General features: G+C 65.6%; 19 protein-coding genes and 1 riboswitch. Of the genes, 12 read left to right on the top strand and 7 right to left on the bottom strand.

The annotated features are described in order from the left end of the window. Positions 1 to 47 precede the first annotated feature (47 nt). From U3648_RS05710 to U3648_RS05725, 4 genes are all read right to left on the bottom strand, one after another. A complete protein-coding gene (locus U3648_RS05710) occupies positions 48 to 833 on the bottom strand; it encodes an FAD binding domain-containing protein (RefSeq protein ID WP_420858280.1) in 786 nt (261 codons plus the stop codon). A 16-nt stretch (positions 834 to 849) separates the two neighbouring features. Further along, positions 850 to 3219, bottom strand: a complete 2370-nt coding sequence (locus tag U3648_RS05715) for a xanthine dehydrogenase family protein molybdopterin-binding subunit (RefSeq protein ID WP_420858281.1) — start codon at positions 3217 to 3219, stop codon at positions 850 to 852. Between the two features lie 109 nt (positions 3220 to 3328). Further along, positions 3329 to 3814: a (2Fe-2S)-binding protein gene (locus U3648_RS05720; protein ID WP_420858282.1), complete on the bottom strand. Its 486-nt coding sequence runs from the start codon at positions 3812 to 3814 to the stop codon at positions 3329 to 3331. A 34-nt stretch (positions 3815 to 3848) separates the two neighbouring features. Next, positions 3849 to 4367, bottom strand: a complete 519-nt coding sequence (locus U3648_RS05725) for an SRPBCC family protein (RefSeq protein ID WP_420858283.1) — start codon at positions 4365 to 4367, stop codon at positions 3849 to 3851. Positions 4368 to 4525: 158 nt separating this feature from the next. On the opposite strand from U3648_RS05725, the gene U3648_RS05730 reads away from it, so the two are divergent. From U3648_RS05730 to tolA, 12 genes are all read left to right on the top strand, one after another. Then, positions 4526 to 5221 (top strand): response regulator transcription factor, encoded by a 696-nt coding sequence (locus U3648_RS05730; RefSeq protein WP_420858284.1) that lies wholly within the window; start codon positions 4526 to 4528, stop codon positions 5219 to 5221. Then, positions 5218 to 6378 carry an FIST N-terminal domain-containing protein gene (locus tag U3648_RS05735; protein ID WP_420858285.1) on the top strand — a complete coding sequence of 387 codons (1161 nt, stop codon included), beginning with the start codon at positions 5218 to 5220 and terminating at the stop codon, positions 6376 to 6378. Before U3648_RS05730 ends, U3648_RS05735 begins: the two co-directional genes overlap by 4 nt. 3 nt (positions 6379 to 6381) lie before the next feature. After that, positions 6382 to 8565: a hybrid sensor histidine kinase/response regulator gene (locus U3648_RS05740; RefSeq protein ID WP_420858286.1), complete on the top strand. Its 2184-nt coding sequence runs from the start codon at positions 6382 to 6384 to the stop codon at positions 8563 to 8565. A 65-nt stretch (positions 8566 to 8630) separates the two neighbouring features. Beyond that, positions 8631 to 8827: riboswitch (cobalamin riboswitch) on the top strand. 142 nt (positions 8828 to 8969) lie between these two features. Beyond that, positions 8970 to 10823, top strand: coding sequence for a TonB-dependent receptor plug domain-containing protein (locus U3648_RS05745; protein WP_420858287.1), 1854 nt, complete (start codon positions 8970 to 8972; stop codon positions 10821 to 10823). Further along, complete coding sequence (locus U3648_RS05750) at positions 10798 to 11667, top strand: ABC transporter substrate-binding protein (protein WP_420858288.1); 870 nt, start codon at positions 10798 to 10800, stop codon at positions 11665 to 11667. Before U3648_RS05745 ends, U3648_RS05750 begins: the two co-directional genes overlap by 26 nt. Then, positions 11664 to 12692 (top strand): FecCD family ABC transporter permease, encoded by a 1029-nt coding sequence (locus U3648_RS05755; protein ID WP_129683185.1) that lies wholly within the window; start codon positions 11664 to 11666, stop codon positions 12690 to 12692. The genes U3648_RS05750 and U3648_RS05755 overlap by 4 nt, the downstream gene beginning before the upstream one ends. Further along, a complete protein-coding gene (locus U3648_RS05760; RefSeq protein WP_420858289.1) occupies positions 12689 to 13447 on the top strand; it encodes an ABC transporter ATP-binding protein in 759 nt (252 codons plus the stop codon). The genes U3648_RS05755 and U3648_RS05760 overlap by 4 nt, the downstream gene beginning before the upstream one ends. After that, complete coding sequence (locus U3648_RS05765; RefSeq protein ID WP_420858290.1) at positions 13444 to 14244, top strand: cobalamin-binding protein; 801 nt, start codon at positions 13444 to 13446, stop codon at positions 14242 to 14244. The genes U3648_RS05760 and U3648_RS05765 overlap by 4 nt, the downstream gene beginning before the upstream one ends. Then, on the top strand, positions 14241 to 14876 hold the full coding sequence (locus U3648_RS05770) for a MotA/TolQ/ExbB proton channel family protein (RefSeq protein WP_420858291.1): 636 nt from the start codon (positions 14241 to 14243) through the stop codon (positions 14874 to 14876). The genes U3648_RS05765 and U3648_RS05770 overlap by 4 nt, the downstream gene beginning before the upstream one ends. Next, positions 14873 to 15259, top strand: a complete 387-nt coding sequence (locus U3648_RS05775; protein WP_420858292.1) for an ExbD/TolR family protein — start codon at positions 14873 to 14875, stop codon at positions 15257 to 15259. Before U3648_RS05770 ends, U3648_RS05775 begins: the two co-directional genes overlap by 4 nt. Next, positions 15256 to 15639, top strand: a complete 384-nt coding sequence (locus U3648_RS05780; protein ID WP_420858293.1) for an ExbD/TolR family protein — start codon at positions 15256 to 15258, stop codon at positions 15637 to 15639. Before U3648_RS05775 ends, U3648_RS05780 begins: the two co-directional genes overlap by 4 nt. Further along, on the top strand, positions 15636 to 16598 hold the full coding sequence (tolA, locus tag U3648_RS05785) for a cell envelope integrity protein TolA (protein ID WP_420858294.1): 963 nt from the start codon (positions 15636 to 15638) through the stop codon (positions 16596 to 16598). The genes U3648_RS05780 and tolA overlap by 4 nt, the downstream gene beginning before the upstream one ends. On the opposite strand, the gene U3648_RS05790 is transcribed toward tolA, so the two are convergent. The 3 genes from U3648_RS05790 to glgX form a co-directional block, all read right to left on the bottom strand. Beyond that, the gene (locus U3648_RS05790; RefSeq protein ID WP_420858295.1) at positions 16573 to 18510 is read right to left on the bottom strand and encodes a glycosyltransferase family 2 protein; all 1938 of its coding nucleotides are present in this window, start codon (positions 18508 to 18510) and stop codon (positions 16573 to 16575) included. The two genes, tolA and U3648_RS05790, sit on opposite strands and share 26 nt — an antisense overlap. A gap of 171 nt (positions 18511 to 18681) precedes the next feature. Next, a complete protein-coding gene (locus U3648_RS05795; protein WP_420858296.1) occupies positions 18682 to 20307 on the bottom strand; it encodes an alpha-D-glucose phosphate-specific phosphoglucomutase in 1626 nt (541 codons plus the stop codon). A gap of 17 nt (positions 20308 to 20324) precedes the next feature. Next, entirely contained in the window at positions 20325 to 22409 is a 2085-nt protein-coding gene (gene glgX / locus U3648_RS05800) for a glycogen debranching protein GlgX (protein WP_420858297.1), read from the bottom strand. Position 22410: the final 1 nt, after the last annotated feature.

Below are 22410 nucleotides of genomic sequence, written 5' to 3' on the forward strand. Positions count from 1 at the left end.
GGGCCGCGCGGGCGATCCGCACGGCCCCATGTCGATCGGCCCGGGGGTCAGGCGGCGGCGACCGCCCGCTTGGTCATCACCTTGACCAGATGCGCCCGGTAGTCCGGTGTGCCGTGGACATCGCCCATCATGCCGTCAGCCGCAACTGACAGCCCGGCCACCGCATCGGCCGAGAAATCGGCCGAGAGCGCCGCCTCTGCCTCGGTCCAGCGGAACACGCCGCCCTCGGACGCGCCTGTCACGGCCACCCGAACGCCGTCCGCGTATTTCGCGACGAACACACCGGTCAGCGCAAACCGCGACGCGGGCTGCTGGAACTTCATATAGGCCGCCCGTTCGGGAACGGGAAAGCGAACCTCGGTGATGATCTCACCCTCATCGAGGGCGGTGGTGAACAGCCCCTGAAAGAAGTCATCCGCCGCGATCTGCCGGGCATTGGTGACGATGGTCGCGCCTGACGCCAACGCCGCCGCCGGGTAGCAGGCCGCCGGGTCATTGTTGGCTAGGCTGCCGCCAATGGTGCCCCGGTTGCGCACCGCCGGATCGCCGATGCCACCCGCAAGGGCAGCCAGCGCCGGATACTGCGTTGCCTGCGCGGCAACCGTGGCGTGGGTGGTGCCGCCGCCGATACACAGCGCCCCGTCATCCGCCACGCAGACCCCTTTCATTTCGGGGATGGCCGTCAGGCTGACCAGCTTCGACGGCATCGCCAGCCGTTGTTTCAGCGTCGGGATCAGGGTCTGCCCGCCGCCCAGCGCCTGCGCGTCCTCCGCGCCAAGGGCGGCGACGGCATCGGCGATGGTGGTGGGCCGTTCAATGTCAAATGCATACATGGGTGGTCCCTCCTACTCAGGCGTTGTTCATCGCAGCCCAGACGCGCGACGGCGACACGGGCATATCGATATGGGTGACGTTGTGACCGCCGGATTGCAGCGCGTCGATCACGGCGTTGACGACCGCCGGTGGCGACCCGATGGCCCCAGCCTCGCCACACCCCTTCACCCCCAACGGGTTATGGGTGCAGGGCGTCACGCAGGAATGGTCCACCGTGTAGAACGGCAGATCATCGGCGCGCGGCATGGCATAGTCCATGTAACTGGCCGAGGTGAGCTGACCGTTTTCGTCATAAACGGTGTTTTCCAGCAGCGCCTGACCGATCCCCTGGCCAAGCCCCCCGTGCACCTGCCCTTCGACGATCAACGGGTTGATCACATTGCCGAAGTCATCGCAGGCGGTGAACCGTTCGACAGTGACCTTTCCGGTTTCCGGGTCCACCTCGACCTCGCAGGCGTAGCCGCCCGCCGGGTAGGTGAAATTGCCCGGATCGTAAAAGGCGGTTTCCTCCAACCCCGGTTCGACACTGTCGAGCGGGAAGTTGTGCGGGATATAGGCCTTCAGCGCGACCTCGCCAAAGCTCACCGATTTGTCGGTGCCCGCGACGGTGAAATTGCCCTCGGCGAATTCCACGTCCGCCTCGGAGGCTTCCAACATATGCGCGGCGATCTTCTTGGCCTTGGCGATCACCTTTTCGGTGGCCCGCACCACGGCCGAGCCGCAAACCGCCAGCGACCGCGACCCGTAGGACCCCATGCCAAAGGGGATCTTGGAGGTGTCGCCATGCACGATATCGACCGAGGCCGGGTCGATGCCCAGCATCTCGCCCACGACCTGCGGGAAGGCGGTTTCGTGCCCTTGCCCGTGGCTGTGCGCCCCCACCATGACCGAGATATTGCCAGTGGCATTCACCCGGACCGTGGCCGCATCATAAAGGCCCACCCGGCTGCCGAGGATGCCGACAAGGTTCGACGGGGCGATGCCGCAGGCCTCGATATAGGAGTTGATCCCAAGACCGCGCAGCTTGCCGGCCGCTTCGGATGCTTTGCGCCGTTCGGCGAAGCCGCCGAAATCGGCCAGCTCTTCCAGCTTGTCCATCAGCGCGTCGTAGTTGCCGATGTCGTATTCCAGACCGGCAGCGCTGGTGAACGGAAACTGGTCGGGCTTGACGAAGTTCTTGCGCCGGATTGCGATGGGGTCCAGGCCCAGTTCGCGCGCCGCCTTGTCGATGACCCGTTCGATGGAATAGGTCGCCTCGGGCCGGCCCGCGCCGCGATAGGCGTCCACCGGAGCGGTGTTGGTGAACACGGCCTTCACGTTCACATAGACATGCGGGACGGTATAGTTCCCCGCCATCAGCGTGCCATGCAGGAAGGTCGGCGTCGCGGTCGAGAAGTTCGACAGATAGGCGCCGACGTTGGCCATGGTTTCCGTGCGGAAGGCAATGAACGTGCCGTCCTTTTCGCAGGCCAGTTCGATCTTGGTCACGTGGTCGCGGCCGTGGGCGTCGGTCAGGAAACTTTCCGACCGGGTCGCGGTCCAGCGGACCGGGCGGCCCAGCTTTTTCGCCGCCGCCAGCACGAGCGCCTCTTCACCGTAGTGATAGATCTTCGAGCCAAAGCCGCCGCCCACGTCCGGGGCGATGACCCGCAGCTTGTTTTCCGGAATGCCCAGCACGAAGGCCGAGATCAGAAGCCGGGTCAGGTGCGGGTTCTGCGAGGTGGTATAGAGCGTGTAATAGCCGGTACCGGGGTCATAGTCGCCGGTCGAGGCGCGGGGTTCCATCGCATTGGGCACCAGCCGGTTGTTGACCAGTTCCAACGTGGTGACATGGGGCGCGTTCTTGATCGCCTCGTCTGTGGCGGCGCGGTTGTCTTCGATCCAGCCCCAGTCGAAACACTGGTTAGTGGCAATCTCGTCATGGACGAAGGGCGCCCCGGCAAGGGCCTGCGCCATGTTGGTGACGGCGGGCAGTTCCTTGATGTCGGCCACGATCGCCTCGGCCGCGTCGCGGGCCTGTTCGGCGGTTTCGGCGATGACAGCGGCATAGGCATCGCCCACATGGCGGACCTTGCCATGGGCCAGAACCGGACGCTTGGGTTCCTTCATCGGCTCGCCATCACGGCTGTTGATCAGCCAGCCCGCCGGGTTGCCACCAACGTCGACGAAATCCTCGCCGGTGAAGATGGCCAGAACGCCCGGCATCTTTTCCGCGTCCGAGGTGTCGATGGACAGAATTTCGCCATGCGCCACCTGACTGCGGACAAAGGCGGCGTGGGCCTGCCCGGTCAGTTGAATGTCATCTGTGTATTTTCCGCGTCCGGTTAGAAAACGGACGTCTTCACGCCGCTTGGTGCTGGCGCCTATGCCGGTATCTTTGGGCATCTTGATCTTCCTCCCTGTGAGGGTGGCGGGTTGAAACCCACCTTACGAAATTGGGGCGCGGGGCATGTAAGGTGGGTCTTGATCCACCATCCCCGCCGGTTCGCTTTTGTTATTCGGCGGCGACCGCGGATACGTCCTGTCCGCTGGCGGCCATGATCGCCTTGACGATGTTGTGGTAGCCGGTGCAGCGGCAGATATTGCCTTCAAGGTAGTGGCGCACCTCGGCCTCGGTCGGCTTGGGGTTGTCCTTCAGCAGCGCCGCCGCAGACATGATCATGCCCGGCGTGCAGAACCCGCACTGAAGCCCGTGGTGATCCTGAAACGCCTGCTGGATCACAGACAGCGACCCGTCGGGGTTGGCCATGCCTTCGACGGTGACCACTTCGGCCCTGTCAGCCTCGGCCGCGAACATCGTGCAGGCCTTGACCGCCTCGCCGTTCACGTGGACGACACAGGCGCCGCATTGGCTGGTGTCACAACCCACATGGGTGCCGGTCAGGTTCAGCTCCTGCCGCAGAAAATCGACAAGAAGCGTCCGGCCCTCCGCCTCGCCGGACCGTTCCCTGCCGTTCACGGTCATCTTGATCGTTGCCATTTGTTCCTCCCTTGGAAAATGGATCTTGTTGGGGTCAGCGGCCCAGCGCGCGGGCGAACCAACCTTTCTTCTTGGTATCTTCGTCTGTCTCTTCGGCGGGCTCGCCCTCGGACGGGCCTTCCACCGCCGCCTGGAACCGTTCAAAGAATTCGTCGGCCAGTTTGCGGGCCACCCCGTCGATGATCCGGCTGCCAAGCTGGGCCAGCTTGCCGCCAACCCGCGCCTCGACTGCATAGGTCAGAAGGGTACCGCCCTCTTCGGGTGTCAGGCCAACCTTGGCTCCGCCCTTGGCGAACCCCGCGGCCCCGCCCTTGCCCTCGCCCGAGATGGTGCAGCTTTGACCCGGAACGATGTCCGACAGGGTCACGGCACCTTTGAAGGTCGCCTTCACCGGGCCTATCTTCTGGGTCACCACCGCCTCGAACCCGTCCTCAACACTGCCCGTCAACTCCTGACAGCCGGGGATGCATTCCTTCAAAACCTCCGGGTCCAGAAGGGCCGCCCAGACGATCTCTGGCGCGGCGGATATCTGCCTTGTGTCGTTCAGCTCCACGGTGTTCTCCCTATTCGTTGGCAACAGGCTAGGAGATTCGGGGCGCGTCTGGCTATTCGACCAATGGCCTAGTCCGCGCCTTCGACCAATGTGCCGTTGGCCTTGGCGCGGAACCTGCCTAGACTTGCCCAAAGAGGACAAGAGGGGAGGACCAGCGCATGGTGACCGGACCGGCCACGGCGGGATTCAGTTCCGCCCTGATCATCGACGATCACCCGCTGTTTTGCGATGCGCTGGCGATGACGCTTCCGGCGGTGGCGGGGATTGGGCGGGTGGACACGGCGGTGACGCTAGAGGCGGCGTTGACCGCCCTGTCGGACGGACCGCTGCCGGATGTGATCGTACTGGACCTGAACCTGCCCGACGTCAGCGGGCTGGACGGGCTGGTACGGCTGCGCAACGCGGTCGATGGCCGCCCAATCCTTGTCGTGTCCTCCATGGCCGACCATCGGATGATCGGCGCGGCGATCCGGGCGGGGGCCGCGGGGTTCGTCCCCAAGCATTCCCAGCGCGATGTCTTTCGTGCCGCGTTCGAGGCACTGGCCGACGGGCGGCAATTCGTACCCGACGGCGTGCCCCTGACCGGCGGCACGGACGCGCCGGCCTCCGATCAGGAAGACGCGGTGCAGCGCCTGTCCCTGTTGACCCGGCAACAGGCGCGCATCCTGCAACTGCTGTGCGAAGGCAAGCTGAACAAGCAGATCGCTTTTGACCTGTCGATCGCCGAAACCACGGTCAAGGCGCATGTCACCGCGATCATGCGCAAGCTGGGGGTGCAAAGCCGGACACAGGCGGTTCTTCTGGCGCGCGAGGCCAGTTTTGCCAGTGTCCTTCAGGATGACGGCGGATCATGACCGGCACCGCAAAGACCCAGATCCTCAGGCAGGCGCAGGTTACGGCGGACGATGCCGATCCGGTCGGCGCATTGGCCCTCGGGCTCGGCAAAGGTCCGTTTGCGCTAGTCGCGCTGTTTGTCAGCCCCGAGGCCGATTTTCACGCGGTAACCCGCGCGGCCTGGACCCAATGGGGCGGGATGGACACCACCGTTATCGGCTGCACCACCGCCGGCGAGATCGGGGCGGACGGCTATGCCGAAGGGACGATCCTTGCGCTAGGACTGCCGCGTGCCCATTTCGCCACCCTGCCCGTGGTGATCGACGACCTGTCGCGGATCGACCCGCAGGACATCGTGGCCGGGATGATCCGCCGCCGGGCCCGGCTGACCGCCGAGGAACCGCTGTGGCGCCACGAGTTTGCTTTTCTCATGATCGACGGCCTGTCGGTGCGGGAGGATGCGCTTGTCTCGGCCCTGTCCGGGGGGCTTGGCCCGGTGCCCCTGTTCGGCGGTTCGGCGGGGGACGGCGACCGGTTCGGGGAAACCTTCGTGTCCATCAATGGCGCGGTTCTGACAAACGCGGCGGTCCTGTGCCTTGTGCGCAGCGATTGCCCGGTCAAGGTGTTCAGCCTTGACCACCTGCGACCCACCGACACGCGGATGGTCGTGACCCGCGCCGACCCGGCCCGCCGGATCGTGCAGGAAATCAACGCCGAACCGGCCGCCCGCGAATATGCACGCCTACTGGGGAAAGACCCCGAACAGCTGTCGGCCTTCACCTTTGCCGCCCATCCCGTCGTGGTTCGCTTTGGCGGAGAACACCACGTCCGGTCGATCCAGCGGGTTCTGGAAAACGGCGATCTGGTCTTCTATTCGGCCATCGACGAAGGTCTGGTCCTGACCCTTGCCGAACCCGACGACATGCCCGACCACCTGTCCCGCGAAATGGCCGCCCTGTCCCAAGGTGGCACCCGGCCCGAGGCGATCTGGGCCTGCGACTGCATCCTGCGCCGGATCGAAGCCGAACAGAAGCAGCAGGGCGCGGCATTGTCGGCGATCATGGCGCAGCACCGGGTCGTGGGCTTTTCCACCTATGGTGAACAGGTCGGCGGGATGCATGTGAACCAGACCATGACCGGTGTCGCGATCTACCCGCCAGACGGCCCCGAGGTCTGACAGATGCCCGCCCGCGACCTGATCAACCCGTCGGACCCGCCAGATCGTCAGATCGACAAGCTTCTGACGATCTGTTCCGCGCTGATGACGCGGATCGAACGCGGGTCGGATGATGCCGGGGCCGCCTATGCGCAGTTCCAGCGTGCTGTTCTGCTGGAAGATCAGGTTCGGCAGCGGACCCGCGACCTGGAACAGGCGCTTGGCCTGTTGAATGCGTCGAACGCCCAGCTTGCCCTTGCCAGCGCCGAGGCCGAACGCGCCCGATCCGACCTGGCCGAGGCGATCGAGACCCTGCGCGAAGGGTTTGCCCTGTTTGGCCCCGATGGGGCACTGGTCCTGTGCAACAGCCGCTTTGGACAGGGGATGCCCGACCTGCGCCCGCACCTTCTGCCGGGTCTGCATTTCGACCGCTACATCGACCTTGCAAGTCAAAGCCCGGCCCTTGCCCTGCCGGACGGGCAGACCCCGGCAATCTGGTCCGCCAGCCGCAAGGCCCGCCAGTCGGACGATCACGTCGTCTTTAACGTGGCCCTGACCGGCGACCGCTGGATGCAGGTCAGCCAGCACCGGACAGAGGACGGGCGCACCGTCATCATTCAAACGGATGTGTCCGACATCATCCGTATGGAACGGCTGGAACGCAGCCGGGAACTGGACGATCAGGCCCGGATGGTCCGGGTGACCCTTGACCATATCAACGAGGGCGTGGGCATCTTCGACACCGGCGCCCGCCTGCTGGGCTTCAACGCGCGGCTGGATGAATATCTGGCTGTTGGTCTGCGGATCGGATCGGGGGTCGAACGGATGCTGTCCGCCCTGCCGCCCGAGGATGCCGAAGCCTGTCTGGGCTGGATCGCGGAAGGGGCCGGGCGCGGGCCTCTGCGGCTGGAATTCCGGCGCGGCGCATCGCGGGTCTTTGCCCTGTTCGCGCGGGAAATCCCCGACCAGGGGTTCGTCGTGTCTCTGACCGACGTCACCACCGAACGCGAGGCGGCGCGTGCCCTGTCGGACGCCAATGAACGGCTTGAGGAACGTGTCACCGAACGGACGCTGGAACTGGAAGATGCGCTTGGCGTGGCGGAACGGGCCATCGCGACCCGGTCCCGGTTCGTGGCGGCAGCCAGTCATGACCTGTTGCAACCGCTCTCTGCCGCGAAGCTTTATCTTTCCTCGCTTCAGGCGGATCTGACCGGTAGCCCGCAGGCCGGGGTTCTGGGAAAGGCCCAAAACGCGCTGGACAGCGTCACCGGCATGATCGAGGCGCTTTTGGATATTTCCCGGCTCGAGGCCGGGCGCGCCGCCGTCGATCTGGCCGAGATCGACCTGGGCGCGCTCTTGCGCCAACTGGCCGACGAATTCGCCCCCGTCGCTGCCCGCAAAGGGCTGGACCTGCGGATCGTGCCCACATCGGCGCAGGTCCGGTCCGACCCGACCTATTGTCGGCGTATCCTGCAAAACCTTCTCTCCAACGCGATCCGCTACACACCATCGGGAAAGGTGGTCGTCGGGGTGCGTCGGCAGCGGGCGACCGTCCGGGTCGAGGTTTGGGATACCGGCCCCGGCATCGCCGCCGAGGATCAAGAAGCAATGTTTCAGGAATTCAAACGCGGCACGGGTCAGGGCGCGACCGAGGGCCTTGGGCTTGGGCTTGCCATCGTGGACCGGGCCTGCGCGACGCTGGGCCATCCCTTGTCGATGGACTCGACGCCCGGCCTTGGCACCGTGTTTCGGGTGACGATGCCGGTGGTCAAGGGCGCGGGCCGCCGCGCGAGCAACACCGCCGTGCGCATTCCGCATAACCGCTGGCGGCACGACGGGCTGGTGGTCCTGCTCATCGAAAACGACCCTGACATGCGCCGGGCATTGGCCCTCTTGCTGGAAAAGTGGCACGCGCAGGTTCTCGATGTCGCCTCTGGCGCCGAGGCCAAGGCGCTGATGGAGGAAATTGACCTGATCCCGGACGCGATGCTGGTCGATTACAAGCTGGCCGGAGAGGAACGGGGCACCGACACCATCCGCGACCTTCGCGCCGCGGCCGGCCCGATCCCGGCCCGGATCATCACCGCCCGTCGCACGGCCGAAGTGCAGGCCGCCGCCGAAGCGGTCGGGGTCGGCATCCTGACCAAGCCGATCACGCCGGTCGATCTGCATCTGTTTCTGGAAACCGCCGGAATCAGCCGCCGCTAGGCCACCGGCTTCGAAAACCGCCCTGAACCCGTCGCGTTCCGACTTGCGCCGACTCAGACCAAGGACTAGGGAGGGCGCACTTCGGTCCGGGGCATCCCGGATAATAGGGAACGTGGTGCGGGATTTTCCCAATTCCACGACTGCCCCCGCAACTGTAGGCGGAGAGCGAAGCCGACAAAGACCACTGGGGCACCAACCCTGGGAAGGTTTGGCCAAGCGCAGACCCGCAAGTCAGGAGACCTGCCGAGGTGATCACCCTGTCCGGGCGCGGGGCGCGCCAAGGACAACGGACCTTTCCGTAGTGGTGGCGTTTCACCGTCTGCGGCAGGGTCAATCCCTCCGACGACATCGCATATGCAAGACCCGTGCCGGACAAGACCGGCGCGACCAGAGGGACAAGACCCATGAAGACCACCGTCACGGCGACCGCGATGATCGCCCTCCTCACCACCCCCGCACTGGGCCAGGATGCCGAGTTTTTCGCGCTCGATGAAATCGTGTTCTCGGCCAACCTGTTTCCGGTCAGCGCTGACCGCACCGGCGCCCGCGTCGACGTGATCGGGGAAGACGATCTTGAAGGCAGCGAAGGCGCCCGCCTGTCCGACGTGCTGGACACCCGTCCCGGAATTTCGATCACCACCGCAGGGCCCATCGGCGGCGAGGCAAAGCTGCGCCTGCGCGGGCTCGATGCCAAATATGTGCCCGTCTACATCAACGGGATCGACATGACCGACCCGTCGCTGACCCAAAGCTATTTCAACTTCGGCACCCTGACCGGCGCGGGTCTGTCGCGGGTCGAGGTTCTGACCGGGTCGCAGTCCGCCCTTTACGGGTCCGAGGCGATCGGCGGCGTGATCTCGATCGAAACTGCGTCCGCCCCCGAAGAAATCGGCGCCGAGGGCAAGGCCGAGATCGAGGCGGGCAGCTATGAAACCTACAGCGCCAGCCTGTCCTACGGTATCCGCACCGACCGCAGCACCTTTGCGGTTTCCGCCAGCCGGATCACGTCCGAGGGTTTCTCGGCCGCGAACGAAGCCGACGGCAACACCGAGGCCGACGGGCACGACGCCACGATGATCACCCTCAAGGGCACCTACCAGCTGACCGATACCGTCGAAATCGGGGGCAGCCTGTTCTATTCCGACAGCCGGACCGAACAGGACGGTTATGCCTCGACCTTCCCCTGGGCCTTCGGCGACACCGACGACTACGATCAGGTCCGCACCGTCGGCGCACGGGCCTTCGCCACGGTCGAGGCTTTCGGGATCGACAACGAATTCGCGGTCAGCCGCACCATGATCGACCGTGAATATCCGCTGAGCAGCTACAACACCCGCTTCGATGGCGACCGGACCGAATTCAGCTACAAGGGCACCGCCGAGATCGGCGAAGATGCGACGCTGGTGTTCGGGCTGCAGAGTTCGACCGAAGGGTTTGTCAGCGACACCGACAGCGGCGAACACCGCATCAATTCCGTCTTTGCGGACTACTCGCGCGCGTTGACCGGCGATCTCGATCTGGCCGTATCGCTTCGCCATGACGACCATTCCGAATTCGGTGGCGCCACGACTGGCCGCGCAGCACTTGCGTGGCGTCCGTCCGAGGGCACGGTTGTCCGCGCAAGCGTCGGCACCGGGTTCCGCGCACCGTCGCTTTATGAACTCTACTCGACCTTCTACGGCAACGCGGCGCTGGAACCTGAAACCAGCCAAAGCGCCGAACTGGGCGTCGAGCATGATTTTGGCAATGGCCTGACCGTGCAGGGCACCGTTTTTGCCAGCGAGATCACCGACCTGATCGCCTGGACCGATGGCGGCACGCCGTGGCCCGACACCGATGACGACATGTATTATCAGGTGCCGGGCACGTCGCGCATTCAGGGTATCGAACTGTCTGCCGATTATGACATGGGCAACGGCACGACCCTGTTCGGCAACTACACCCGCACCATCGCCACCGATGGCGCGGGCGACCGGCTAGTCCGGGTTCCGGGTCACGATCTGACCCTCGGACTAAGCGCCGAGTTCGGGATGGGCATTGCCGGCGGGCTGACCCTGCAACGGGTCATGGACCGCGTGGATGTCTCCGGCCCAATGCCCGACTACACTCTTGTGAACGCGGCCTTCAGCTATGACCTCAACGACCGGACCGAGGTGCGCGTTCGCGTCGATAACCTGCTGGATACCGATTACGAAAGCGTGGACGGCTACGGCACCAGCGGAAGGGCGATCTATGTCGGTCTTGCGACCACATTCTAAGCCCGCTTTCGCGGTGGTCTTGGCGGCGGCGGCTCTTACCGCCGCCCCCCTTGCCGCGCAGGACATCGACCCGCCCGCGCGGGTCGTGTCGATGAACCTGTGCACCGACCAACTCGCGATGCTGCTGGCCGCCCCTGGTCAGCTTTTGTCTGTCAGCTATGTCGCGCTGGACCCCCTGTCGTCGGCCATGGCGGACGAAGCGCAGGACTACGTCATCAACCACGGCGGGGCGGAAGAGATCTATCTGCTCCAACCCGATCTGGTTTTGGCCTTCGAATGGTCGGACCCGATCGCCATTTCGATGCTGCGGCGGCTGGGCATCCGTGTCGAACAGGTGCCCAACGCCTATTCGCTGGCCGATATCGGCCCGAATATCCGGCTGGTGGGCGGCCTTCTGGGCCGCGAGGCAGAGGCCGAAGCGATGGCCGCGGCCTATGAAACCCGGCTTGCCACATTGACGACCCCGGATGAAACCGGCCCGCGTGCGGCCTTCTACGGGGCGAACGGCGTGTCGTCCGGCACTTGGTCGATGTCGCACCAACTGGTGACCGCCGCCGGGTTCCACCATATCGCCGACGAGCTTCAGATCACCGCCGCCGGGCAACTGCCCTTGGAAATGCTGGTTCTGGCCGATCCCGATATCGTCTTTTCCCCCGAACTATACGCAGGCGCGAGCCAGGCCGAATCCATCCTTGACCACCCGGCCTACCGCGCCGTGGCAAAGGATGCCGGGGCCTTTGCCACCTCGGCCACCTGGGATTGCGGCACGCCCCTTGTGATCGAGGCGCTGGAAGACCTGCACGCCGCCCGCGACCGTATCTTGCAAGAGGAGCCCGCCGAATGAGTTTTCGCGGCTTGATGATCCTTCTGACCGCCCTGTGCGCGGTCCTGTTCGCGGCATCGCTTCTGATCGGCCCTGCGGGGTTCGGCATAGGCGAAAGCCTGTCGGCCCTGTTTGGCGGGCAAGGCGATGCGATCACGCTGGTGATGCAGGAAATCCGCCTGCCCCGCGCCCTTCTGGGGGTCATGGTCGGGGTCAGCCTTGGCATGTCGGGGGCGGCCTTGCAGGGGTATCTGCGCAACCCGCTCGCCGAACCGGGGCTGATCGGCGTGTCATCCTCGGCCGCGTTGGGGGCGGTGATCGCCATGCAGACGGGCTTTGCCAAGACCGTCGCCTTTACCCTTCCTATCCTCGGGATCACCACGGAACTGACTATGGGCCTGCCGCTGGCGGGTCTGGCCGGGGCGGTGGTGTCGGTCCTGCTGATCCTGTTCCTGTCCGGGCCGCGCGGCAATTCCCTGACGCTGATCCTTGCCGGGATCGCGATCAGCGCCCTTGCCGGGGCCCTGACCTCGCTGGTGCTGAACCTGTCGCCCAACCCCTACGCGATCTATGAAATCGTGTTCTGGATGATGGGGTCACTGGCGAACCGGTCGTTCAGCCATGTCTGGATCGCCCTGCCCTTCATGGCCGTGGGCTGGGTCATGCTGGCCCGGCTGGGCCGGGGTCTGGACGCGCTGACCCTTGGCGAAGACGCGGCCGAGGCATTGGGCATCCGACTGACCCGGCTGCGGCTGACCATGGTGATCGGGGTCGCGGCCTGTGTCGGGGCGGCAACTGCCGTGTCCGGCGCCATTGGCTTTGTCGGGCTGGTGGTGCCGCATATCCTGCGGCCACTGGTACAGGCACGGCCCTCTGCGCTCTTGTGGGCCTCGGCCCTTGGCGGGGCGGCGATGGTGCTGGCGGCCGATGTCTTTGTCCGGGTGATCCTGCCCGAACAGGACCTGAAGCTTGGGGTTCTGATGGCCTTGATCGGTGCGCCCCTGTTCCTGCACCTTCTATACAAGACGCGGAGGGCCATGGCATGAGCCGCTTGGACGTTCAGAACCTTACCGTCCGGCGCGGGCAATGCCCGGTGGTGGACGATGTCAGCCTGTCCGTCGGCGCGGGCGAGGTGGTGGGCCTGATCGGTCCCAATGGCGCGGGCAAAACCACGCTCTTGCGGGCGATCCTGTCGCTCTTGCCATTCGAAGGCACATCGTCGCTGGCCGCGCTGGACCCGCGCGCTCGGGCCCGGGCGGCAGCGTGGATGCCGCAGGCGCGCGAAATCGCCTGGCCGGTGCCGGTGGAAACGCTGGTGATGCTGGGCCGCGTGCCGCACCTTGCGGGCGGCGCCAAACCGTCCGAGGCAGACCACGCCGCTGTCGCCTCTGCCATCGCGGCGATGCATCTTGCAGGCTTTGAAACCCGCCCGGCCACGGAACTGTCGGGCGGCGAACAGGCCCGCGTGCTGATTGCCCGCGTGCTGGCGCAGGACACGCCGCTGATCCTTGCGGACGAACCCATCGCGGGCCTCGACCCGGCCCACCAGATCAGCACGATGGAGGTTTTCCGGCGCGAGGCGGCGGCGGGGAAGACCGTCATCGCTTCGATCCACGATCTGGGGTTGGCGGCACGGCATTGCACCCGGCTGATCCTGATGGACAAGGGCAAACTGGTCGCCGACGGCACCCCCGAAGAGGTGCTGACCGCCGACAATATGGCCCGCGTGTTCCGGATCAACGCGCATCTGTCGTCCGATGCATCGGGGCTTCTGTTCCAGCCTCTCAGCGTTCTGGCATGACCTGCGCGCCGGCCCGCATCGTCTGCCTGACCGAAGAAACGGTCGAGACCCTCTACCTTCTGGGGGAAGAGGACCGGATCGTCGGGGTCACGGGCTATGCGGTGCGTCCGGCGCGGGTGCGCAAGGAAAAGCCGCGCGTGGGGGCCTTTACCAGCGCGGATGTGCCCAAGATCCTGTCGCTGAAGCCCGATCTTGTCCTGACCTTCAGCGACCTTCAGGCCGATATCGCCGCCGATCTGATCCGGGCGGGCGTGCAGGTTCATGCCTTCAACCAGCGCGACGTCGCGGGCATCCTGCGGATGATCCGCACCCTTGGCGCGCTGGTCGGCTGCCCGGACAGGGCCGACCAACTGGCACGCGGATACGAGGCACGGATCGCCCGGCTGCGGGCCACGCCGCGCCCTAAGTCGCCCCGCGTTTATTTCGAGGAATGGGACGATCCGGCGATCACCGGCATCGGCTGGGTGTCCGAACTGATCGAAATCGCGGGCGGGACCGACTGTTTCGCCCACCTGCGCCATGAACAGGCGGCGAAGGACAGGATCATCCCGCATGATCTGGTGATCCCCGCCGCGCCCGAGGTGATCATCGCCAGTTGGTGCGGCAAGAAGGTGCGCCCGGAAAAGATTTCCGCGCGGCCCGGCTGGGATGTCATCCCGGCGGTGGCGTCCGGGCGGATTGTCGAGATCAAATCGCCGCTGATCCTGCAACCGGGACCGGCGGCATTGACGGACGGGCTGGATGCCATTGTTGCTGCCCTTTGGGGGGACGCGGCCGAGAGAAGGGAAAGCGCATGAGCGGACTGGCGGATATCCTTGCCAAAGGCGGGCTGGCGATCTGGGTGATCGGCCTTTTGTCGGTGCTGACCTTGGCGCTGATCCTGTGGAAGCTGTGGCGGCTGTGGCTGGCGGGCACATGGTCCGGCGGGGCCGCGACCAATCAGGCGATTGACGCTTGGGAGTCCGGTGATACCTCGGCCGCGCTGACGCTCTTGCGGGGGCGGGCTTCGCTTCGGGCGCGGCTGGGCCATGCGGCCATGTCCGCGCATTTGTCGGACCGCTTTGACGAGGCAGAGGCGCGCGAGGAAACTACCCGCGTCGCCAAACGCCTTCTGGCAGAGGCGCGGCGCGGGCTGCGGGCGCTTGACCTGATCGCCACCATCGCCCCGCTTCTGGGCCTTCTGGGCACGGTCATGGGCATGATCGCGGCCTTTCAAGCGCTACAGGTCGCGGGCAGCAGCGCCGATCCGGCCACCCTTGCCGGCGGCATCTGGGAGGCCCTGTTGACCACCGCCGCCGGGATGGCCGTGGCGATCCCCGCCTCGATGGCGCATGTCTGGTTCGAGGCGCAGGTGGACCGCGTTCAGGCCGATATGGAAGACGCCGCAACCCGCATCTTCACGCGCGCGCCGGTGTCCGCAGCGGGATGAGCTTTGGCTTTGGCATACCCCGGCCCAGACGCCGCCCCAGCCTCACGCCGATGATCGACGTGGTGTTCCTGCTGTTGGTGTTCTTCATGTTGGTGGCGCGGTTCGGGCAGGATGGGGCGCTTGCCCTGTCGTTGCCGGGCGCAGCCGACAGCACCGCCTACTCCGGCCCGCCGCGGCTTGTGGATATTGGCCCGGACGGGCTACGCCTGAACGGCATCGCGGTCGGTGCAGAGGCGCTGGCCGACGAATTGACCGCGCTGACCGAGGCGCCAACCGACACCATCGTCCTGCGGGCGGTGGAAGGCGCAAGCCTGCAACGGTTGGTGACGGTGATGCAGGCCCTGCGGGACGCGGGGTTCACCGCGCTGGTGCTGGTCGAATGATGGATTTCGCCCCCACCCGCCCCGCACGGCCCCGCGCCGAAAGCATCGTTCCGATGATCAATGTGGTGTTCCTGCTGCAAATCTTCTTTCTGATGACCGCGCATATCGCCCCGCCCGATCCGGTGGACGTGACCCCGCCCGAGGCATCGGCAGAGGCGGCAGAACGGCAGCCCGGTATCCTGTTCGTCGGACCGAACGGCACCCCCTATTTCAACGGTGCGATCGGCGATGCGGCCCTTGCGGCACTGGCCGGTCGGGATGACGCGCCCCTGCCGATCCGCGCCGACGCCGCCCTGCCTGCCGCCGTTCTTGCCGCGCTTCTGCCCCGGCTGGCCAAGTTGGGCGTATCGCAGATCGACCTGTTGACGGTGCAGCCATGAGGCGGCTGATCGAACTGGGATTGTTTCTGGGCCTGTCGTCGGGGTTGCATGCGGCGGCGATGATGACCTTGCCCGATCTGGGGGCCGAAGCCGCGGGCGCGGGCGGGGCCGACCGGCTGACAGTGGAACCAGCAAGCGCCTCGGTCGCAGCACTCGTGCAGGACTGGACCGCCCCGCCGGAGGTGTTCCTTCCGGACACCCCGGCCATGCCGCAGGTCGCGCCGCTGGATATCACCGCCCCAGCGCCTGACCATTTGCCGACGCCGACTATAGCACCGGCCTTGCCGGACCTCGCAGCCATCGACAGCGCGCCCGTCGCCCCGCCGACCCCGGCCCGGCCGATAGAGGTTCCGACCGCCGCGCCCGCCGGGCTGGCCCTGCCGATGATCGACGACAGCGCCGCGCCCCGGTCGGACAGCCCGGACCGCCCGCCCGAATTTGCGCCCCCACAGATGCCCGCGCAGCTTTCCCCGGTTGACGGGTTCACCGCGCCGGACAATCCCGAACCGCCGATGTCCGACCTTGCCGTTGCCACCTCTCCCCGGCCCGAGGCCCGGCCGAACCGGCCTGCCCCATCGGCCCCGTCGGCCCTTCAGCGCGAACAGCGTGCCCAGGGTAACGGCGGCGGCGAGGCGCAGGGGAACGCGCAATCGCAACCCGCTGCCGCGACCCTATCGGCCAGCGAGCGGCGCAGCCTGATCGGCAATTGGGGCGGACAGATCCAGAACCGGGTCGCCCGCAGTCAGCCCCGGGTCCGGGGCAGTGGCGTTGTCACGGTCGCGCTTCGGATTGGACGCGACGGCGGGCTCTTGGGGGTGTCGGTCGCGCAATCCTCGGGCAACCCAGCGCTGGACGAGGCCGCCCTGACCGCCGTGCGCCGTGCGGGTCGTTTTCCGGCGGCGCCAGCGGGGCTGACCGATCCGTCCTACGGGTTCACGATTCCGATCCGGTTCCGTTAGCCCGGGCCTGAACCGAGTTGCCCAGAAATCCGCGCCCATCCCGCACAAGCGCGGCCCCGGCGCGTTTCACCAGATCACCATGCCCCCGGTCCATCGCATGATCGACCAACCCGTTCACATACCACGGCAGGGCGCGGCGGGCGCGATACATCCGGTAAAACGCTGCTTCGTCCAATTCGCCGCGCACCGCCATCTGCACAAGTGGTTTCAGAAGGTTCGCGCGACGCAGGAACAGGGCCGATTTGTGATTGGCATACCATGCCTTCAGGTGGACAATGTTCGGCCCCTGATACTGCTGCCCGTGCAGGCGGTCCGGTTCGAACAGCGGATCATAAAGGACATAGACCTTGCCCGCCTTTTCCAACTCCTCGGTCGCGTCGCGATAGCGGCCCGACCAATCCTGCGATCGGCCGGATTTGAACCGCTCTTCCCAAGGGACCTTTGCCTCGTCCAGCGTGTATTGCGGCGAAAAAGCCAGAACCGTGCAGCCGGGGATCAGCCGGGCAAAGGCCGTTGCCGCATAGCCGCCCATCGAGGTGCCGGTCAGCGTGACCCTTTTGAACCGCTTGAAGAAACCGGACCGGGCAAGGTTTTCCATGAAGTTGAACAGAGCCTCGTCCCGGTACCAGTTCTTGGCAAAGCTCATCACGCCCATATGCGACCAACCTTCAGAGCGGTAGAAACTATAACCCCAGCTTTCCCGCGACAGGGCGGTATCCTTGACGTTCGACAGGTTGTCGAACGAGATGATCAGCTGTTTCGGGTCGCGGGCGGCGAAATGGGCGGCAAAGTTCCGGTCCGATTGATAGAACCCGCTGCGGTGGTCCGACCGGCGCAGATCGGCCAGCCATTGCGGCGCCGCATCCTCTGGCCCGACCGGTTCGGTCAGCCCGTCATCCTCTATGTCGTCCTGATCCGCCGGGGGAAGGGGCGCGGCAAGAATCCGCGTCGCCAATGCCGAGTCCACTTCGGCAAGTTCGGCAATCGCGTCAGCGATCCGGTCGCGATGCAGCGCCACGGCCGCGTCATGGGCACGGGCGACGGGTTTGTGCGCCTTGCGGATTGCGCGGATCTCCCGGCGCAACGGACCAACCCAACGCTTGAGACTGGTATCCTCGGCCTCGTTCGAATTGAAGGCGTCGAAATCGGATGGATCGGGCCCGTCTTCGCCCGCTTTGTCCATCATCCGCAGGATGAAGGACTGGCTGTCGCGGATGGCGTAGCGGTTCATCTGGCACAGGTCATAGCCCACCGTGGCCTCGGTCGCGGCCCAGCCTTTTTCAAGGAAATGCTCGGTCACCTCTTTGCCCGAACCGTTCAGCCAACGGGGCGGAATTTCGGCGGCGATCAGGTCGGGCGGGAGGATGGGGCGGTGCACGCCCGGGCGCTGCGCGACGGACGGGCGAAACAGGGTCCGCAGGGCATAGTGGCGCGGGGACGGCGGCGGTGACAACGGGGCCGCACGGGTAAACGCCTGCGTGACCAGCCGATCGTCAAAGACCCCTTCCCCGCCGTTCCCGAACACCCGCCACGTGGCCGAGATCAGTTCGGTCGGACCCGCGGCGGTGAACAGGTCGTTCAGCCGCCCTTCCCCCGCATGAACGGCAAGAAATTCAGAAGTGTCCGCGACCAGAACCCATTCGGCCCCCGTGACCTCGGCCATGCCCCAGGCGCGGCGAAACGCCCGTGCTTGGGGGTCGTCCGGCAAGCCCTTCATCAGGTGGGCGTTGGGGACGTGATGCACCAGCCCGGCGGCCTGCATCGCGTCGCACAGGGGGGCGGTTCCGTCGTCCGGCCCATGTGTGAACAAGACAACCGTATCGAACCCGATCATCCGGTGATAGGCGACCCACTCCAGAAGGAACGGTGCTTCACCGCCCGTGCTCGCCACGATGGCCCGTGGTCCTGTCATTCTGACTGCCTCACCTGCAAACCGAAACGCAAATCACGTCTACGGCAGAGTCCGGCAGGCAAGGTGGCACTGTCAAGTCGGCACCTGCCCCAAGCCCGTACTGAACTGGCGGAGTGCCAAGCAACCTGACCCACCGCCCGCGGATATCTGCGGGCGCGGCGCAAACCCTCTTCAGGTCACAACATCGGGCGCGTTGCGCCCCGTATGGGCCGATATCCCCGCGATTTCATCTGCCGCAGCGATGATCGGGGCCAGCGCTTCCTGCGGGTCACGGTCCATGCGGGCGGGGTCGGTTTCCCTGTCTTCCAGATAGACCCGCAGTGTCGCCCCTTCGGTGCCGGTGCCCGACAGCCGGAACACAACCCGTCCGCCCGAGGTGAAAGTGATCCGCACCCCCTGCCCCGCAGAATGGGACCCGTCCACCGGATCGTCGTAGGAAAACTCGTCCACCGCCGCGACGGTGACCGGCCCGACCGACCGCCCCGGCAGTTCCGCAAACCGGGCGCGCAGCCCGTCCATCAGCGCGTTTGCCTTCTCGGTCACGACCGCCTCGTAATCGTGGCGGCTGTAATAGTTCCGCCCAAACTCGGCCCAATGGTCCGCCATGAGGTCCGACACCGACCTGCCCGTCGCGGCAAGGATGTTCAGCCACAGCAACACCGCCCAGAGGCCATCCTTTTCCCGCACGTGGTTCGATCCGGTGCCGGCGCTTTCCTCGCCACACAGGGTCGCCCGGCCCGCGTCCAGCAGGTTGCCGAAGAACTTCCAGCCCGTGGGGGTTTCAAAGCAGTCGATCCCCAGCTTTTCCGCCACCCGGTCCACCGCCGCGGAAGTCGGCATCGACCGGGCCACACCCGAAAGCCCCGTCGCATAGCCGGGGGCGAGCGTCGCCTTGGCGGCAAGCAGGGCCAGACTGTCGGACGGGGTCACATAGCAGCCCCGACCGACGATCATGTTGCGGTCGCCGTCCCCGTCCGAGGCGGCGCCGAAATCCGGTGCGTCCGGGCCCATCATCACGTCCATCAGATCCTTGGCCCAGATCGGGTTCGGGTCGGGATGCCCGCCACCGAAGTCGGGCAGCGGCGTGCCGTTGACCACGGTTCCCGGGGCCGCGCCAAGGCGGCGTTCAAGGATCTCGGTCGCATAGGGGCCGGTCACAGCGTGCATCGCGTCGAACCGCATCCGGAACCCACCCGCGAACAGGGCACGGATCGCGTCGAAGTCAAACAGGCTCTCCATCAGGGCGGCATAGTCACTCACCGGGTCCACCACCTCGACCACCATGCCGGCCAGTTCGCTTTCGCCAAGGGTCGCCAGATCGGCGTCATGGGCCTCGGCGATCCGGTATTCGGTGATGCTCAGGGTTCGGTCAAAGATCTTGTCGGTCACGCCTTCGCTGGCGGGGCCGCCGTTGGGGCCGTTGTATTTCAGGCCGAAATCCTCGTCCGGGCCGCCGGGATTGTGGCTGGCCGAGAGGATCAACCCGCCGTCCGTTCCACGCTTGCGGATCAGGTGCGACGCGGCAGGCGTGGACAGGATGCCCCCCTGCCCGACAATGCAGCGCGCCGCGCCATTCGCCGCCGCCATCCGCAGGATCACCTGAATGGCGCGGTCGTTGAAATACCGACCGTCCCCCCCGACGACGAGTGTCTTTCCCGCGACCCCGCCGATCCCGTCAAAGATCGACTGCACGTAGTTTTCAAGGAAGTGCGGACCCATGAAAACACGGGTCTTCTTGCGCAGCCCGCTGGTTCCGGGTTTCTGCCCGGCGATCGGTTGAGTCTGAACGATGGTCATTTCCGGGGCCCTTCCTGTCACTGATCGCGTTCAAGGGTGAAGGCCACGACACTATGCGCCGCAACCTTCTCTTCGTCCATGGCCGGGCGGGCAGTCTGGCTGGCGGTGGACGAATCCAAGCGCCGCATCCAGCGTTGCCCCTTGGGGCTGTCCGGCATGGTCACGTCCAATGCCTCGCCCACGTTGAAGACCGCAAAGACCGCGCCTTCGCGTTTCGTGTATTCGGGCGAGCCAGACGCCATGCGCATTTCCACCGTCAGGTGCCGCAGGTCCGGGTCGGACCAATCGCCATCCATCAGGGCCGATCCATCCGCCTTGCGCCAGAAAAGGTCCGGCGCGCCATCGACAAGCCGGGTTGTCGCATGCAAGAACCGGGGTTGACCGAGGATCGGGGTCATCTTGCGAAACGCGATGGCGGATTTGCAGAAGGCCTGCATCTCCTTGTCCGCGCCAGCCCAGTCCAGCCAGCCGATCTCGTTGTCCTGACAATAGGCGTTGTTGTTGCCGGACTGGCTGTTGCCGAATTCGTCGCCCGCAAGGATCATCGGCGTCCCCTGACTGAGCATCAGGGTGGCGATCATGGCGCGGCGGCGGCGGGCGCGCAGGGCGATGATATCGGGATCATCGGTCGGCCCTTCGACACCGCAATTGTCGGAACAGTTGTTGGAATGGCCGTCCTTGCCGTCCTCGCCATTCGCCTCGTTGTGTTTGTGGTTGTAGCTGACAAGGTCCATCAGGGTGAACCCGTCATGGGCTGTCAAGAAATTGACCGAGGATGTCGCGGGCCGCCCGTCATGGTCGAACCGCAGGGCAGAGCCAGCCACCCGGCTGGCCAGTTTGGATGCCATCCCCGCATCCCCGCGCCAGAACCGGCGCACCTGATCGCGATACTTGTCGTTCCATTCGTGGAACGGCACCGGATAGGCCCCAAGCTGATAGCCCCCCGGCCCGACGTCCCACGGCTCAGCAATCATCTTGACCCGGTTCAGAACCGGATCCTGCTGGATCGCCCGGAAGAACGGCCCGTCCCGGTCAAAGGCCCCGCGCGTCCGCCCAAGCGTCGAACAGAGGTCGAACCGGAAGCCGTCCACATGCATCGCCTCGACCCAATAACGCAGGCTGTCCATCACCAAACGCAGGGTGAACGGGTTGTCGAGGTTCAGCGCATTGCCCGTGCCACTGTCATTGACATAGTAGCGCGGGTCTTCGGCCAGCCTATAGTAGCTGGCATTGTCCAGCCCGCGGAACGACAGGGTCGGCCCCAGCTCGCTGCCTTCGGCGGTGTGGTTATAGACCACGTCAAGGATCACCTCGATCCCGGCGGAATGGAACCGGGCGACCATCTGCTGAAATTCGGCGATATCGCCATAGGACATGTAGCGCGGGTCGGGGGCAAAGAACCCATAGGTCATGTAGCCCCAGTAATTGGTCAGGCCCCTGTCCACCTGAAACCGATCGTTCAGAAAGGCCTGCACCGGCAGCAATTCCACCGCCGTGACCCCAAGGTCGGTCAGGTGGTCCAGCATCTGGTTCGACGCCATCCCAAGGAAGGTGCCGGAATGCTGGATGTCGCGGCGTGTCGCGGTCTGCCCCTTTACATGCGCCTCGTAAATCACCGTATCGGACATGGGCGTTCGTGGCGGTGCGTCTTTGCCCCAGCCGAACGACGGGTCGACGACCACGCATTTGGGCATGTAGGGGGCGCTGTCGCGCAGATCCTTGGACAGGTCCGCCGCGTTCGAGGTCACATCGTAGCCGTGCAGCGCATCGTGCCAGATCGGATGGCCCGTCACCTTCTTGGCGTAGGGGTCCATCAACAGCTTGTGGTGGTTGAACCGATGCCCTTCGTCCGGCCGATAGGGGCCATGCGCCCGGTAGCCGTAAAGCTGCCCGGGCCGCATTCCGGGGAAATAGCCATGCCAGACATGGCCCGACCGTTCCGGCAGGTCGATCAGGAACACCTCGTGCCCGTCGTCGTCGAACAGGCACAGGGTCATTCGGGTTGCGTGTTTTGAAAACACCGCGAAATTTACGCCCTCACCATCGAAGGTCGCGCCAAGGGGGTACGGCTCTCCGGCCCGGATTGCGTAATTTCCTGCCATG

The organism is Marivivens marinus, from assembly GCF_035969385.1.
Lineage (GTDB): Bacteria > Pseudomonadota > Alphaproteobacteria > Rhodobacterales > Rhodobacteraceae > SELP01.